This is a genomic window from Palleronia marisminoris (genome assembly GCF_900172315.1).
GTDB lineage: Bacteria > Pseudomonadota > Alphaproteobacteria > Rhodobacterales > Rhodobacteraceae > Palleronia > Palleronia marisminoris.
On record NZ_FWFV01000007.1, the window covers coordinates 120,644 to 134,694 of the forward strand.

Annotated in this window: 15 protein-coding genes; 11 read left to right on the forward strand and 4 right to left on the reverse strand. The window is 66.7% G+C overall.

The features are described from left to right. Nucleotides 1–53: 53 nt before the first annotated feature. Nucleotides 54–1,475, reverse strand: coding sequence for a metalloprotease TldD (gene tldD / locus PAM7066_RS12760; protein WP_085854599.1), 1,422 nt, complete (start codon nt 1,473–1,475; stop codon nt 54–56). 239 nt (nt 1,476–1,714) lie between these two features. Between tldD and coxB the strand changes: the two genes are divergently transcribed. The 11 genes from coxB (at nt 1,715) to PAM7066_RS12815 (ending at nt 11,446) form a co-directional block, all read left to right on the forward strand. After that, a complete protein-coding gene (gene coxB / locus PAM7066_RS12765) occupies nt 1,715–2,716 on the forward strand; it encodes a cytochrome c oxidase subunit II (protein ID WP_085854600.1) in 1,002 nt (333 codons plus the stop codon). A 9-nt stretch (nt 2,717–2,725) separates the two neighbouring features. Continuing rightward, the gene (cyoE, locus tag PAM7066_RS12770) at nt 2,726–3,655 is read left to right on the forward strand and encodes a heme o synthase (RefSeq protein WP_085854601.1); all 930 of its coding nucleotides are present in this window, start codon (nt 2,726–2,728) and stop codon (nt 3,653–3,655) included. After that, a complete protein-coding gene (locus PAM7066_RS12775) occupies nt 3,652–3,843 on the forward strand; it encodes a cytochrome c oxidase system small membrane protein (RefSeq protein WP_085854602.1) in 192 nt (63 codons plus the stop codon). The genes cyoE and PAM7066_RS12775 overlap by 4 nt, the downstream gene beginning before the upstream one ends. Then, on the forward strand, nt 3,843–4,400 hold the full coding sequence (locus PAM7066_RS12780) for a cytochrome c oxidase assembly protein (RefSeq protein ID WP_085854603.1): 558 nt from the start codon (nt 3,843–3,845) through the stop codon (nt 4,398–4,400). The genes PAM7066_RS12775 and PAM7066_RS12780 overlap by 1 nt, the downstream gene beginning before the upstream one ends. 13 nt (nt 4,401–4,413) lie before the next feature. Next, nucleotides 4,414–5,205 (forward strand): cytochrome c oxidase subunit 3, encoded by a 792-nt coding sequence (locus tag PAM7066_RS12785; RefSeq protein ID WP_085854604.1) that lies wholly within the window; start codon nt 4,414–4,416, stop codon nt 5,203–5,205. 69 nt (nt 5,206–5,274) lie between these two features. Then, the gene (locus PAM7066_RS12790; RefSeq protein WP_085854605.1) at nt 5,275–5,952 is read left to right on the forward strand and encodes an SURF1 family protein; all 678 of its coding nucleotides are present in this window, start codon (nt 5,275–5,277) and stop codon (nt 5,950–5,952) included. Between the two features lie 3 nt (nt 5,953–5,955). Then, the gene (gene thrC, locus PAM7066_RS12795; protein ID WP_085854606.1) at nt 5,956–7,335 is read left to right on the forward strand and encodes a threonine synthase; all 1,380 of its coding nucleotides are present in this window, start codon (nt 5,956–5,958) and stop codon (nt 7,333–7,335) included. Further along, a complete protein-coding gene (locus PAM7066_RS12800) occupies nt 7,332–8,591 on the forward strand; it encodes a M16 family metallopeptidase (protein WP_085854607.1) in 1,260 nt (419 codons plus the stop codon). Before thrC ends, PAM7066_RS12800 begins: the two co-directional genes overlap by 4 nt. Then, entirely contained in the window at nt 8,591–9,175 is a 585-nt protein-coding gene (locus PAM7066_RS12805) for a GNAT family N-acetyltransferase (RefSeq protein WP_085854608.1), read from the forward strand. The genes PAM7066_RS12800 and PAM7066_RS12805 overlap by 1 nt, the downstream gene beginning before the upstream one ends. A 67-nt stretch (nt 9,176–9,242) precedes the next feature. After that, nucleotides 9,243–10,055 (forward strand): MBL fold metallo-hydrolase, encoded by an 813-nt coding sequence (locus PAM7066_RS12810; RefSeq protein ID WP_085854609.1) that lies wholly within the window; start codon nt 9,243–9,245, stop codon nt 10,053–10,055. Then, complete coding sequence (locus tag PAM7066_RS12815; protein ID WP_085854610.1) at nt 10,052–11,446, forward strand: FAD-binding oxidoreductase; 1,395 nt, start codon at nt 10,052–10,054, stop codon at nt 11,444–11,446. The genes PAM7066_RS12810 and PAM7066_RS12815 overlap by 4 nt, the downstream gene beginning before the upstream one ends. Nucleotides 11,447–11,449: 3 nt before the next feature. Here the strand turns inward: PAM7066_RS12815 and PAM7066_RS12820 are convergent, their stop codons facing one another. From PAM7066_RS12820 to PAM7066_RS12830, 3 genes are all read right to left on the reverse strand, one after another. Beyond that, nucleotides 11,450–12,256, reverse strand: a complete 807-nt coding sequence (locus tag PAM7066_RS12820; RefSeq protein WP_085854611.1) for an ABC transporter permease — start codon at nt 12,254–12,256, stop codon at nt 11,450–11,452. Further along, a complete protein-coding gene (locus PAM7066_RS12825) occupies nt 12,253–13,110 on the reverse strand; it encodes an ABC transporter permease (RefSeq protein WP_085854612.1) in 858 nt (285 codons plus the stop codon). The genes PAM7066_RS12820 and PAM7066_RS12825 overlap by 4 nt, the downstream gene beginning before the upstream one ends. Nucleotides 13,111–13,205: 95 nt before the next feature. Next, on the reverse strand, nt 13,206–13,925 hold the full coding sequence (locus tag PAM7066_RS12830) for a transporter substrate-binding domain-containing protein (RefSeq protein WP_085854613.1): 720 nt from the start codon (nt 13,923–13,925) through the stop codon (nt 13,206–13,208). Nucleotides 13,926–14,051 lie beyond the last annotated feature (126 nt).

Sequence of the window (14,051 nt, forward strand, 5' to 3'; positions counted from 1 at the left end):
GAGGGTTGGGGGCGGCGGGCAGAATCACCCATCGCCTCGCCGCCATTCTGGAATCAGGCCGCGGATCCGCCCACGGTCAGCCCACCGATCAGCAGGGTCGGCTGGCCCACTCCCACAGGCACCCATTGGCCAGCCTTGCCGCAATTCCCGATGCCGGGGTCGAGGCTCATGTCGTTGCCGACGCCCCTGATCTTCTGCAGCGCCGTGGCGCCGTCGCCGATCAGCGTGGCCCCCTTGACCGGCGCGCCGACGACGCCGTTCTTCACGCGGTAGGCCTCGGTGCAGGAGAACACGAACTTGCCGTTGGTGATGTCGACCTGCCCGCCGCCGAACCCCACGGCGTAGAGCCCGTCGTCGAGGCCCGAGAGGATGCTCTCGGGGCTTTCGGTGCCGGGCTGCATGTAGGTGTTGGTCATCCGCGGCATGGGGGCGTGGGCGTAGCTTTCGCGCCGGCCGTTCCCCGTGGGCGCCACGCCCATCAGGCGCGCGTTCTGGCGGTCCTGCATGTAGCCCACCAGTACGCCGTCCTCGATCAGGGTCGTGGCGTTCGACGGCGTGCCCTCGTCATCCACGCTGATCGAACCGCGCCGGTCGGGCAGGGTGCCGTCATCCAGAACCGTGATGCCGGGTGCGGCGATGCGCTGCCCCATCAGGCCCGCGAAAGCCGAGTGGCTCTTGCGGTTGAAGTCGCCCTCGAGCCCGTGGCCGATCGCCTCGTGCAGCAGGATGCCGGGCCAGCCGGGGCCGAGAACGACATCCATGATACCGGCCGGCGCAGGTTCGGCACGCAGGTTGACCAGCGCAATGCGCAGGGCCTCGCGAGTCACGTCCTCCCAATGGGCGCGGTCGATGAGCGGGGTCAGCGCGTGGCGTCCGCCGCCGCCGTGGTAGCCCTGCTCGCGGCGGCCGTTTTCTTCTACGATCACGGCGACGTTCAGGCGAGTCATGGGGCGGATGTCGCGGACGACATGGCCGTCGGGGCGCAGGATCTCGACCTCCTGGATCGAGGCGGCGAGCGTCGCCGACACCTGAACCACCCTCGGGTCGAGGTCGCGGGCGAAGGCGTCGATCTCGCGCAGGGTCTCGATCTTCACGCCGAAGGCCGCGTCGTTCATCGGGTCGGCGTCGCCATAGAGCCGCCGGTTCGTCGCCGGGGGCGCATCGGCCATCGTGCCGCCACCATCCCCGACGGCAAGGCGGGCGGTCTCGGACGCGCGCAGAAGCGCCTGCTCGGACAACTCGGTCGAGTGCGCATACCCCGTCACCTCGCCCTTCACGGCGCGCAGACCGAAGCCCTCGGTCGCGTCATAGGCGGCGTTGCGGACACGGCCGTCGTCATAGGTGATCGACTCAGACCGCATTCTCTCGAAGAAGAGTTCGCCATCCTCGGCTCCGTCGGTGGCCTGGCGCAGCGCGCGCAGGGCGGCTGCCTCGTCGATCCGGGTGTCGAGCGGGCGGAAGGGGGCGTCGGGCATGTCGTCTCCGGTCTGCGTGATCCGCCTGATATGTGCGCGATGCCCGCCATTTCCATCCCGCGGTCCGGTCTGGCACGGCGGGCCTCGGCGTGGATGCACGGCGAATTGACGCAACACGGCGCCTTGCCGTTCGGGCCCCGATATGGTCTTAAGCCACCAATTTTCCACGGGTCGAGTGCGCCGCCGGATCGGCGTGCGCGCGCGAAAGCTGCCCGACCGAGCCGAACAGGAAAGAGCCGATGCGCGCACGCCACCTCATTGCCGCCCTTCTCACGCTTCTCCCCGGGCAACTGCTCGCACAGGAGGGGAACCCGATCGGCGACCTGCCGATCATCGGGGCGCCTTCGGATGGCGGCACGGGCTTCCAGCCGGCCGTGACCGAGCTTGCGCGGGATCTGCAGTGGCTCGACGGGATGGTGCTGATCATCATCACCGTCATCACCGTCTTCGTGATCGGATTGATCGGCCTCGCGCTGGTGCGTTACAGCCATCGCCGCAAGAAGGCGCCCCAGGCCTTCACCCACAACACTCCGATCGAGATCGCCTGGACCATCGTGCCGATCGTCATCCTGGTCTTCATCGGCGCGTTCTCGCTTCCCGTCCTGTTCGAGCAGCAGGAGATTCCCGAGGCGGACGTCACGATCAAGACCACCGGCTACCAGTGGTTCTGGGGGTACGAGTATCCCGACCACGGGTTCTCGTTCGACAGCTACATGATCGGCTCGCCCTTCACCGGCGGAGACAACCGCCTTACGGACGAGGTGCGCGAGCAGTTGCAGGCGGCCGGCTATTCCGAGGACGAGTTCAAGCTCGCCACCGACACCGCCATGGTCGTTCCCGTGGGCGCCACGGTCGTCGTGCAGGTGACCGGGGCCGATGTGATCCACTCCTGGACCATCCCCGCCTTCGGCGTGAAGCAGGACGCGGTGCCAGGTCGCCTCGCGGAATTGTGGTTCGAAGCCGAGGAAGAAGGCGTATATTTTGGCCAATGCTCCGAGCTTTGCGGCATCGCCCACGCCTATATGCCAATCACGGTCAAGGTCGTAAGCCAGGAGGCCTACGAGGAGTGGCTCGACTGGGCGATCGCAGAGTACGGCGGCACGCCGCGTGAGGTTGCGGATGCCGGCGGTGCGGTCGAGGCGCCCGCGGCCGCAACCTTGAACGAGGCCGACGCCGGAGTTGTCGAGGACGAGGCGACGAACATCGAAGAGGCGCCTGCCGCGTCAATCGTCGAGCAGTAAGGACCGCACATGACCGATGCCACCATTCTTGACGAAGAGCACGAGGCCCAGTTCGGCGACTATTTCGCCCTGCTGAAGCCGCGGGTGATGACGCTTGTCGTCTTCACCGCGCTCGTCGGCATGCTGGTGGCGCCGGTGACGCTGCATCCGTTCCTGGGTTTCTGCGCCATCCTCTTCATCGCGGTTGGCGGCGGTGCCGCCGGCGCACTGAACATGTGGTGGGACGCCGATATCGACGCCGTGATGCGTCGCACGTCCAAGCGGCCGATTCCGTCGGGTCGGGTGACGGGGCGGGACGCACTCTCTATCGGGCTTGCCCTCTCGGGCTTCGCGGTGGTGATGCTCGGGCTCGCGACCAACTGGGCGGCGGGTGGCCTGCTGGCCTTCACGATCTTCTTCTACGCCGTCGTCTATTCCATGTGGCTGAAGCGCTCGACGCCGCAGAACATCGTCATCGGCGGTGCCGCCGGAGCATTCCCCCCGATGATCGGCTGGGTGGCGGCGACGGGCTCGGTGAGCCTCGAGTCCGTGCTGATGTTCGCGCTGATCTTCCTGTGGACCCCGCCGCATTTCTGGGCGCTCGCGCTGTTCATGCGCTCGGACTACGACGACGCGGGCGTGCCGATGCTGACCGTGACGCACGGCCGCCGCACGACCCGGCGCCATATCTTCGCCTACACGCTGGTGCTCGCCGCCTTCGCCGTCTGGCTGGGCCTGACGACCGCCGGCGGACCGATCTACCTCGTGACCGCGATCGCGCTGAACGCGTGGTTCATCAAGGGCGCGTGGGAGATTCGCGGACGCGACGAAGAGGCGGCCGAGGCCGACAGCTACCTCGTCGAGAAGAAGTTCTTCAGGTTCTCGCTCCTCTACCTCTTCCTGCACTTTGGCGCGCTGCTCACCGACGCGATCTTGCGGACCGCGGGGGTGATCGCATGATACGCGCCGAGCACGAGATCCACCGCCGTCGCCGGTCGCGGAATGTGGGGATGCTGGTCGTCCTCATCGGGCTCATCTGCGTCGTCTTCGGTCTGACGATGGTGAAGGTGAAGCAGCTCGGCGCCGCGCAAAGTTTCGATCATGTGGTGCGACCCGAGCTTCTCCCCGGCGAAGAGGCACCGCAGTGATGGACGGCAAGACCAAAACCCTTTTCGGGACGGTCGGCGTGATCGTCTTCATGGGCGCGATGGCCTGGGCGTCGGTGCCCCTTTACTCGCTGTTCTGCCGCGTCACGGGCTACGGGGGTACGACGAACACCGCCGAGGCTGGCTCGGACGAGGTTCTCGACCGCACGATCTCCGTGCGCTTCGATGCCACGCTCGAAAAGGACATGCCGTGGGAGTTCAAGCCCGTCGAACGCGAGATGGAAATCCGCATCGGCGAGACCGGGCTGGCCTTCTACGAGGCCTACAACCCCACGGATAAGCCGATCGCGGGGCAGGCCAGCTACAACGTCGCGCCGTTCTACGCGGGCCAGTTCTTTTCCAAGATCGATTGCTTCTGCTTCACCGAGCAGGTGCTGCAACCCGGTGAGCGCGTGCAGATGCCGGTGTCGTTCTTCGTCGATCCCGCCATCGTCGACCACCGCGATGCGAAATACGTGAAGCACATCACGCTTTCCTATACATTCTACGAGATCGACCTGCCCGAAGAAGAACGGCAGGCGAGCCTCACGAGCAACTGAGCCGAGGGACGCCATGGCGCACGAAAAAGACCACGACTACCACATCCTGCAACCGTCGCTGCATCCCTTCGTCGCGGCTGTCGGAGCCTTCGTCATGCTCTTCGGCGCGGTCATGTGGATGCACGGGATCACGCCCTTCATGTTCGCGATCGGGCTCGTGATCGTTCTGTATTCGATGTTCGCGTGGTGGAAGGACGTCGTGACGGAATCGAATGTCGGCGACCACACGCCCGTGGTCCGCATCGGCCTGCGCTACGGCTTCATCCTGTTCATCATGTCCGAGGTCATGTTCTTCTCGGCGTGGTTCTGGTCGTTCTTCAAGCACGCCCTCTACCCGATGCAGACGTTCAGCGAGGGCCAGTGGCCGCCCCCCGCGATCGAGACCTTCGATCCGTGGCACCTGCCGCTGATCAACACGCTGATCCTGCTGTGCTCGGGTGCGGCGGCGACATGGGCGCACCACGCGCTGGTCCACGAGAACAACCGCAAGGACATGGCGAACGGCATCATCATCGCGGTTCTGCTGGGACTCGTCTTCTCGTTCTTCCAGGCCTACGAATACAGCCACGCCGCCTTCGGCTTCGCCGGGAACATCTACGGCGCCAACTTCTTCATGGCGACCGGCTTCCACGGCGCGCACGTGATCATCGGGACGATCTTCCTGTTCGTCTGCTACCTCCGGGTCCGGGCCGGGCACTTCACGCCTGACCACCACACCGGGTTCGAGGCGGCCGCCTGGTATTGGCACTTCGTCGATGTGGTGTGGCTGTTCCTCTTCGCGTCGATCTACATCTGGGGGTCCTGACGCCTCATCCGAGGACAGGACGAAAGGAGCGGCAGGAACCCTGCCGCTCTTTGACGTTGAGGGATTGTCATGCGCTGGATCGGACTTGCGTTCATCGGCCTCGGCGGGCTGGCCGTGCTTCTTGCCCTGGGGTTCTGGCAGGTGAGCCGCCTCGACCAGAAGATGACGCTTCTGAACGAAATCGAGACCGGCATCTCGGCACCCCCCGTCGACTTGCCGACCGACCCGCAGCCAGAGGCCGACCGCTATCTGCCGGTAGAGGCCACCGGGCGGACGACGGGTGCCGAGTTGCACGTGCTGGTCTCGACCCGTCAGACCGGCGCCGGCTACCGGATCATCGCGCCATTCGAAACCGGGACCCGGCGCGTCATGGTTGACCTGGGCGTCGTTCCGACCGCCGAGAAAGATCCGATGCGTCCCGCGCAGAAACTGACCGTGGCAGGCAACCTCCACTGGCCGCGCGAGACCGACCGCTTCACCCCCGAGCCCGAGCGTGACCGGAATATCTGGTTCGCCCGCGACGTGGACGCGATGGCCGACGCCCTCGGGACAGAGCCGCTGCTGATCGTCGCGCGCGAACTCGATCCCGGTCTGCCGGATGTCATGCCCTTGCCCGTCTCGATCGACAACATCCCGAATGACCACCTGCAATACGCGATCACCTGGTTTTCCATCGCTGCCCTGTGGGCGGGGATGACAGTGCTGCTGGGCTGGCGTATGGCAGGCCGCACCGGCAGGAAGGCCTGAGAAATGCGATATGTTTCGACCCGCGGGCAGGCGCCCGCCCTGGATTTCGAAGGCGCGATGCTGACGGGCCTGGCCCGTGACGGCGGCCTTTATGTACCCGAGACGATCCCGACCTTCACCGAGACCGAGATCGCCGCGCTTGCCGGACGCCCCTATGAAGAGATCGCGCTGCGGGTCATGCAGCCGTTCACCGGCATGGACGAGGCACGCCTCTCGGACCTGATCGCCCGCGCCTACCAGAACTTCGGCCACGACGCTCGGGCGCCGCTGAAGCAACTCGGCCCGAACCACTTCCTGCTGGAACTGTTTCACGGGCCGACGCTCGCGTTCAAGGACTTCGCGATGCAGCTGATCGGCCAGCTGTTCCAGGACGTGATGACGCGCCGGGGTGAGCGCATCACAATCGTAGGCGCGACCTCCGGCGACACCGGAAGCGCCGCGATCGAGGCGTTCCGCGGCCTCGACAACGTGGAATGCTTCATCCTCTTCCCCGAGGGGAGGGTGTCCGATGTGCAGCGCCGGCAGATGACGACGCCCTCCGAGGCGAACGTGCATGCTCTGGCGGTGAAGGGCGATTTCGACGATTGCCAGGCTGCCTTGAAGGACATGTTCGCCGACCATGGCTTCCGCGACCGCGTGGGGCTGACGGCGGTGAACTCGATCAACTGGGCGCGAGTCCTGGCGCAGGTCGTGTATTACTTCAGTGCCGCGACGGCGCTTGGCGCCCCGGCGCGCAAGGTCAGCTTCACCGTGCCCACCGGCAATTTCGGCGACATCTTCGCAGGCTGGATCGCCAAGCGGATGGGCCTCCCCATCGACCGGCTGGTGATCGCCACGAACCGCAACGACATCCTGCACCGCACCTTCGCCACCGGTGAGCACCGCAAGGAGGGGGTCAGCCCCACCATCAGCCCCTCGATGGACATCCAGGTCAGCTCGAATTTCGAGAGGGCGCTGTTCATGGCCTATGATCGCGACGGCGCCGCGGTGGCGCAGCTGATGGATGAGCTGAAGCAGAACGGCGGCTTTCCGGTGAGCCAAGGCGCAATGCAGGCGCTGCGTGAGGATTACGACTCGGGGTCCTGCTCGGAAGAGGAAACCGCCGCCACGATCCGCGCCATGCATGCCCGGACGGGCGAGACGCTATGCCCCCACACCGCTGTCGGCGTGAAGGTGGCCGAAGAGCATCTGGGCGAGAGCCTCATGGTTACCCTCGCCACGGCGCATCCCGCGAAATTCCCCGACGCGGTCGAGGCCGCCACCGGCCACCGCCCGGCGCTGCCCGAGCGCATGGCCGACCTGTTCGACCTGCCCGAGCGCATGACCTCGGTGCCGAACGTGGTCGGCGACATCCAGACCCTTATCGAAGAGCGCATCAATTGACCGTCCAACTCCACACCCTTCCCAACGGCCTGCGGGTCGTGACTGAACACATGCCCGGCCTCAAATCCGCGAGCGTGGGCGTCTGGGTGAATGCCGGAGGGCGGCATGAGCGGATCGAGCAGAACGGCATCGCGCATTTCCTCGAGCACATGGCGTTCAAGGGGACGGACCGTCGCTCGGCGCTTGAGATCGCCGAGTCGATCGAGGACGTGGGCGGCTACATCAACGCCTATACCAGCCGCGAGATGACGGCCTTCTATGCCCGCGTGCTCGAGGTGGACGTGCCGCTGGCGCTCGACGTGATCTCGGACATCGTGCTCAACCCGATCTTCGATCCCCGCGAGATCGAGATCGAGCGCGGCGTGATCCTGCAGGAGATCGGGCAGGTCAACGACACGCCCGACGACATCGTGTTCGACTGGCTGCAGGAAGCGGCCTATCCGGACCAACCGCTCGGCCGGTCGATCCTCGGCCCGTCCGAGCGCGTGTCGGGCTTCACCCGCGACGACCTCTCGACCTTCGTCACCGAGCGCTACGGCCCCGGCGACCTGATTCTGTCGGCTGCAGGTTCCGTCGATCACGACGCGATCGTGCGCTTCGCCGAAGAATCGTTCGGCCACCTTGCGCCGCGAGCCGGCTCTCCCCTCGTTCCCGCGACCTTCCGCGGCAGCGAACGCCGCGAAGAGCGCAAGCTGGAGCAGGTCCACTTCACGCTGGGCTTCGAGGCGCCGAGCTACCGCGACCCCGACTTCTACGCGGCTCAGATCCACGCAAGCGCGCTTGGCGGCGGCATGTCCTCGCGCCTGTTCCAGGAACTGCGCGAGCGGCGGGGTCTGTGCTACACGATCTTCGCGCAGGCCGGCGCCTATGACGATAGCGGGCTGATGACGATCTACGCCGGCACCTCGCCCGAAGAGATCGAAAGCCTCGCCCACGTCACCATCGACGAGATGAAGCGCGCCGCCGACGACATGACCGAGGTCGAGGTCGAGCGTGCGCGCGCGCAGATGAAGGCGGGGCTTCTGATGGGGCTGGAAAGCGCCTCGGCCCGGGCCGAGCGGCTCGCGCGGCTCCTGTCGATCTGGGGGCGCATCCCGTCGCTCGAGGAAACCGTCGAACGGATCGACGCCGTGACCCTGTCGCAGGTGCGCGGCTTCGGCGAACGCATGGTCCAAAGCGCACCCGCGATGGCGCTTTACGGCCCCGTGGGTGCAGCGCCGGCCCTATCGGACCTGTCCGGCCGGCTGGCTGCGTGATGGCATTCGGACGTCGGCGGCTCAGGGTCGAGAGCGACCGCCTGACCCTGCGTCCGCCCGAACATACCGACTTCCGCGCCTGGACCGAGCTGCGCCGCCAGTCGGCGTCGTTCCTCCAGCCGTGGGAGCCCGTCTGGGCCCCCGATCACCTGACCCGCAAGAGCTTCACCAACCGCGTCTATTGGGCGCAGCGGTCGGTGCGGGGGGAAACCGCGCTGCCCCTCTTCATCTTTCGCCGCGACGAGGGCTCGCTGGTGGGGGCAATCACGCTCGACAACATCCGGCGCGGGCCGGCGCAGTCCGGGACACTGGGCTACTGGATCGGCGCGCCCTTCGCGCGGCAGGGCTTCATGCGCGAATCCATCGAGGCGCTGACCCATCATGCCTTCCACCGCCTCGATCTCAGCCGGATCGAAGCTGCTTGCCTGCCCGAGAACAAGGCCTCGCGCGCGGTGCTCGAACGGTCGGGCTTCAAGTACGAGGGCGTTGCGCAGTCCTACCTGCAGATCGCCGGCCGGTGGCGCACTCATGTGCTCTACGCCAATCTGCGCGCCGATCGCCGCGGCCGGACCGATGCGGGATAGCCGATCACGGCACCGCTATTGGATCGGTACGCGGCGGCTGGCTAACGTCGGGGCAGGAGGTACCGCCATGTTCCGACGTCTTACCCTCGCCATCACTTTGACCACAGCACCCCTCGCCGCGCAGGATCGCCAGAGCCACTGCATCGCGATCGCCGACGCGGCGCCCGGCATCGAATACGTCCAGCCGGCTGCCTGGGGCGATGCGCTACCCGATTACACGGTGCGGCTGACTTACCTCGACCACTCGCAGTTCCTGATCGAGGCGCCCGACGGCACCACCGCCGTGACCGACTACAACGGCTGGCTCGCGGGCGCGCCGATCGTGCCGAACGTGGCCACCATGAACCACGCGCATTCCTCGCATTGGACGATCTCGCCCGACCCGCGGATCCCCCACGTCCTTGAAGGCTGGGGCGACGGGGTCGCGCCCAATAACCACCGGCTGGAGGTCGGAGAGATCTTCGTGCGCAACGTGCCGACCGACATCCGCTCGGGGTATTCGGGGGTCGAGAAATTCGGCAACTCGATCTTCGTGTTCGAGGTTGCGGGGTTGTGCGTCGGGCATCTGGGCCACCTCCATCACGAGCCGGACGAGGCACAGTATGCCGCGCTTGGGCGTTTGGACGTGGTCATGGCCGCGGTGGACGGCGGGATGACCGTGGACCTCGACACGATGATCGACGTGCTGACGCGGCTGGAAAGCTCGGTCATCCTGCCGATGCACTGGTTCGGCACGGCGACGCTGGGCCGGTTCCTCGACGGGATTTCCAGCGAGTTCACCGTGGAGATGCGCGAGGAGCCTTCGATCGAAGTCAGCTTGCGTGATCTGCCCGACCGGCCCACGGTGTACGTCCTGCCACCACTTTCGGGAATGCGATGACGGCTGACTGGCTGAACGATCTGATGCCCCTCCTGTCCAAGGGCGCGCTGCGCGAAACGGGGGAGACCTACCTGACGGAACCCCGCGGCACATGGCGCGGCAGCGCGGGCGCGGTGGTTGCGCCGGAAGATACCGAAGAGGTCGCGCGCGTCATCCGCTTCGCCGGCGAACGGGGCGTCCCGGTGGTGCCTTGGAGCGGGGGTACGGGCCTGGTGGGCGGCCAGACCATGCCCGACGCAGCGCCGATCCTGCTATCGACCGAGCGGCTGAACCGCATCCGCGGCGTCTATCCGTCCGAGAACGTGATGGTGGCCGAGGCGGGCTGCATCCTCGCTGACGTTCACTCCACCGCGGAGGAGGCTGACAGGCTGTTCCCGCTGTCGCTGGCCAGCGAGGGAACGGCGCGGATCGGTGGGCTTCTGGCGACCAATGCGGGCGGCGTGCAGGTGCTGCGCTACGGCAACGCGCGCGATCTCGTGCTGGGGATCGAGGCGGTGCTGCCGTCGGGCGAGATCCTGCACGGGCTGCGGCGTCTCAGGAAGGACAACACCGGCTACGACCTGCGCAACCTGCTGATCGGCGCGGAAGGCACGCTCGGGATCATCACGGCGGCCGCGTTGCGCCTGTTCCCACGCCCCGCGCGCGAGGGGACGGCGGTGCTGGTGGTCGAGAGCCCCGAGGCGGCGCTGAAGCTGCTGAGCCATGCGCTCCCCCTAGGCGGGGTAACGGCGTTCGAGCTGATGTCGGGCCAGGGGATGCGGTTCCTGCAAGACACGGACGTGCCAGTGAGGCTGCCCTTCGCCGATGTGCCGGAGTGGTCGGTGCTGATCGACCTGGGGCTGGGCCCCGAGGACGACCCGACCGAGCGGCTGGAGCGGTTGTTCATTGAAGGGCACGAGGCGGGGCTGGTGAGCGATGGCGTGATCGCCTCCAGCGAGGCGCAGCGCCGCGACCTCTGGGCCGTGCGCGAGAACATCCCCGAGGCGAACAAGCGCATCGGCGCGATCGTGTCGAACGACATCGCCCTGCCGCTTTCGGCGGTCCCCGACTTCATCGACGGCTGCGGCGACCGGCTGCGGCAGGTGGCGGACCTGCGGATCAACTGTTTCGGCCACCTGGGCGACGGCAACCTGCACTACAACCTGTTCCCACCCGAGGGTCGGTCGAAATCCGACTACGCCGATCGCGCCGAGGATCTGCGCGGGATCGTGGACGAAGAGGTCGCTTTGCGGGGCGGCTCGTTCTCGGCCGAGCATGGGGTGGGGCGGCTGAAGGTCGGCATCCTCGAACGCTATGGTGACCCCGCGAAGCTGTCCGCGATGCGCGCGATCAAGGCGGCACTCGACCCCAAGGGCATCATGAACCCCGGCGCGGTGCTGCGGCAGAACTGAGCGTCAGCGCATGAAGTTCGGGCGCAGGCGCAGGCGGCGCTGGCTCTCGCGCGGCAGGTGGCGGTTCAGCCGCTTCGACGCGCGCGAAAACAGCAGCACGATGCACAGCGTCAGAAGGATGAAATAGCCCGCGAGGATCGGGTAGGGCACGAACGGGTTGAAGGTCTTGTCCGCGAAGTAGCTGGCGTAATAGAGCGCATCGCCCCGCTGCTGCCACGCCGGAAAGCCCGAGAAGAACACCAGCGTCGTCGCGTGGAAGAGGAAGATCGCCTCGTTCGTGTAGGCGGGCCAGGCGAGGCGCAGCATGGTGGGGAAGGTGATCCGGCGGAACCTTGTCCAGCCGGTCAGGCCATAGGCGGCCGCGGCCTCCATGTCGCCGCGGGGAATGGCCCTCAGCGCGCCGTAGAAGATCTCGCCCGTGTAGGCGGCGGTGTTACAGAACAGGATGATCGTCGCGCCCAGCCACGCGGCGGTCAGCGGATCGGCCAGCGCCGTCTGCCCCTTGAGGGACAGGAACGCGAAATAGGCGAAGAAGAACTGGATGAAGAGCGGCGAGCCCCGGAACAGCAGGATGAACCAGTCGGCAAGCTTCCTCGCCAGCCGGTTCCGCGATGCCTTCCCGACCGCAAGCGCAACGGCAAGCCCGAAGCCGAGGGCCAAGGCCGCGACTGCGAAGTAGACGTTCCAGATCAGCCCCGACCCGATCAGCGTGATCTGCTGGCACAGGGTGAAATCCTCGCGCGGCAACAGCCGCTCGCCGATCCCGAGCGAGCGCAGGGCGTAGTCCTGTATCGTCTGCCAGCAGCTCATTGGGCGACCGCCTGACCGATGGACAGCCGCGCCATGATCCGGTCGAGCACGACCTCGGACACGCGGGTGAGGATGAGGTAGAAGATCAGCAGCGCCAGGAAATACCACATCCGCCAGTCTCCGTGCGGGTAGTCGGTGAAGTTCGGCGTCTTCGTGCCGCCAAGCTCGCGCGCCCAGTAGACGACGTCCTCGATCCCCAGCAGGAACAGCAGCGGCGTCGCCTTGATGAGCACCATCCACAGGTTCGACAGGCCGGGCAGGGCGTAGATCCACATCTGCGGAACGATGATGCGGCGGAAGGTCTGGGCGCGGCTCATGCCATAGGCGGCCGCCGTTTCCAGCTGGCCCTTGGGCACGGCCATCATCGCGCCGAAGAGGACGTTGGCCGCGAAGGCGCCGAAGACGATGGCGAAGGTGAAGACGGCGATGGCAAAGCCGTAGACCTCGTGCGCCCATTGCGGCGCGTTGTTCGACGGGGTCTTGGCGGCCGGGCAGACGAGGAACTCGCTTCCCTGGCGGATGGCCTGGGCCCAGTCGGGGCAGACGGCCTGGTGGCGCAGCCATTCGACCCCTTGGTCGAGCGCGATGACGAAGAACAGGAAGAAAGCGATGTCCGGCACGCCACGGACGATCGAGATATAGGTCCGGCCCAGCAGCTTGACCGGCCAGAACCGCGCCCGCGCCGCCATGGCGCCGCCAAAGCCGAACGCCAGCGCGACCGGCGCCGTGATCGCAAGCAGCAAGAGCACCGTCCCGAACGAGGCATAGAACGCAAGGTGCTTGCCCGTGGTCAGGTAGCAGGCAAGCCAGGCGAGGCCGTCGAGGCTAACAGGATCGGCGCAGTTCGGGAACACGGGAAGGGGGCCTGTCCAAGCCGGCGCGTGTTCGGCCGGCGTATCCGGGAAACGAAGTCGGGCGGGCGCGATCAGGCGCCCGCCCGTGGATCAGATCAGAACTCGGGCGTGTCGGGCAGCCATTTGGCGATCAGCTCGTTCAGCGAGCCGTCTTCCTTCATGCTCTGGATCGCGGCAGTGAAGGTCTCGCGCAGTTCGGCGTCGCTCTGGCGGAAGGCCATGCCGATGCCTTCGCCGAGCGCGACATCCTCGCCGACGAACACGAGGTCGTCGTTGTTCTCGACATAGGAGGTCAGGAAGTCCTTGTCGGCCATGACCGCATCGGCCTCGCCGTTACGGACGGCGGCGACGGTGTCTTCGGGGTTCGGGAACTCCAGCAGCGTGGCGCCGGTGCTGGTGACGTGATCGGCCTGGATCGTGCCGGTCTGCGCCGCGACCACGCCGCCTTCGACATCGACATCCTCGGACAGGGCCGCGTAGGCCGACGGCAGCGGCGGGGTGTAGTTCTCGGAGAAATCGACGACTTCCCGACGCGCCTCGGTGATCGACATGCCCGCGATGATCGCGTCGTAGTTGCCCGACTGCAGGTTCGGGATGATCGAGTCCCAGTCGTTCGTCACCCATTCGCAGGTCAGTTCGGCACGCGTGCAGAGCTCGTCGCCCAGCTCACGCTCGAAACCGGCGACTTCGCCGTCGTCATTCAGGAAGTTGTACGGAGGGTAGGCGCCTTCGGTGCCGAGGCGCACGGTGTCCTGCGCGAGGGCGGCGCCGGCCGTGAGGGCCAGGAACGCGGTGCCGAGGATCAGTCGGTTCATGCGGTAGTCTCCCGTTGGTTCTTTGTTTGTGGGGGAACAGTGCCCCGAAGTCGGGGGGAAAGACAAGAATGCCGGGGCGGTCAAGGCGTTGCGCGGGTGGGGGCGAGGAACATGAGGGCGGTCCGG

Bases quoted from the DNA above. Each gene is read 5' to 3' on its own strand.
- tldD (WP_085854599.1), bottom strand. From the start codon at position 1,475: ATGCCCGACGCCCCCTTCCGCCCGCTCGACACCCGGATCGACGAGGCA.
- coxB (WP_085854600.1), top strand. From the start codon at position 1,715: ATGCGCGCACGCCACCTCATTGCCGCCCTTCTCACGCTTCTCCCCGGG.
- cyoE (WP_085854601.1), top strand. From the start codon at position 2,726: ATGACCGATGCCACCATTCTTGACGAAGAGCACGAGGCCCAGTTCGGC.
- PAM7066_RS12775 (WP_085854602.1), top strand. From the start codon at position 3,652: ATGATACGCGCCGAGCACGAGATCCACCGCCGTCGCCGGTCGCGGAAT.
- PAM7066_RS12780 (WP_085854603.1), top strand. From the start codon at position 3,843: ATGGACGGCAAGACCAAAACCCTTTTCGGGACGGTCGGCGTGATCGTC.
- PAM7066_RS12785 (WP_085854604.1), top strand. From the start codon at position 4,414: ATGGCGCACGAAAAAGACCACGACTACCACATCCTGCAACCGTCGCTG.
- PAM7066_RS12790 (WP_085854605.1), top strand. From the start codon at position 5,275: ATGCGCTGGATCGGACTTGCGTTCATCGGCCTCGGCGGGCTGGCCGTG.
- thrC (WP_085854606.1), top strand. From the start codon at position 5,956: ATGCGATATGTTTCGACCCGCGGGCAGGCGCCCGCCCTGGATTTCGAA.
- PAM7066_RS12805 (WP_085854608.1), top strand. From the start codon at position 8,591: ATGGCATTCGGACGTCGGCGGCTCAGGGTCGAGAGCGACCGCCTGACC.
- PAM7066_RS12810 (WP_085854609.1), top strand. From the start codon at position 9,243: ATGTTCCGACGTCTTACCCTCGCCATCACTTTGACCACAGCACCCCTC.
- PAM7066_RS12815 (WP_085854610.1), top strand. From the start codon at position 10,052: ATGACGGCTGACTGGCTGAACGATCTGATGCCCCTCCTGTCCAAGGGC.
- PAM7066_RS12820 (WP_085854611.1), bottom strand. From the start codon at position 12,256: ATGAGCTGCTGGCAGACGATACAGGACTACGCCCTGCGCTCGCTCGGG.
- PAM7066_RS12830 (WP_085854613.1), bottom strand. From the start codon at position 13,925: ATGAACCGACTGATCCTCGGCACCGCGTTCCTGGCCCTCACGGCCGGC.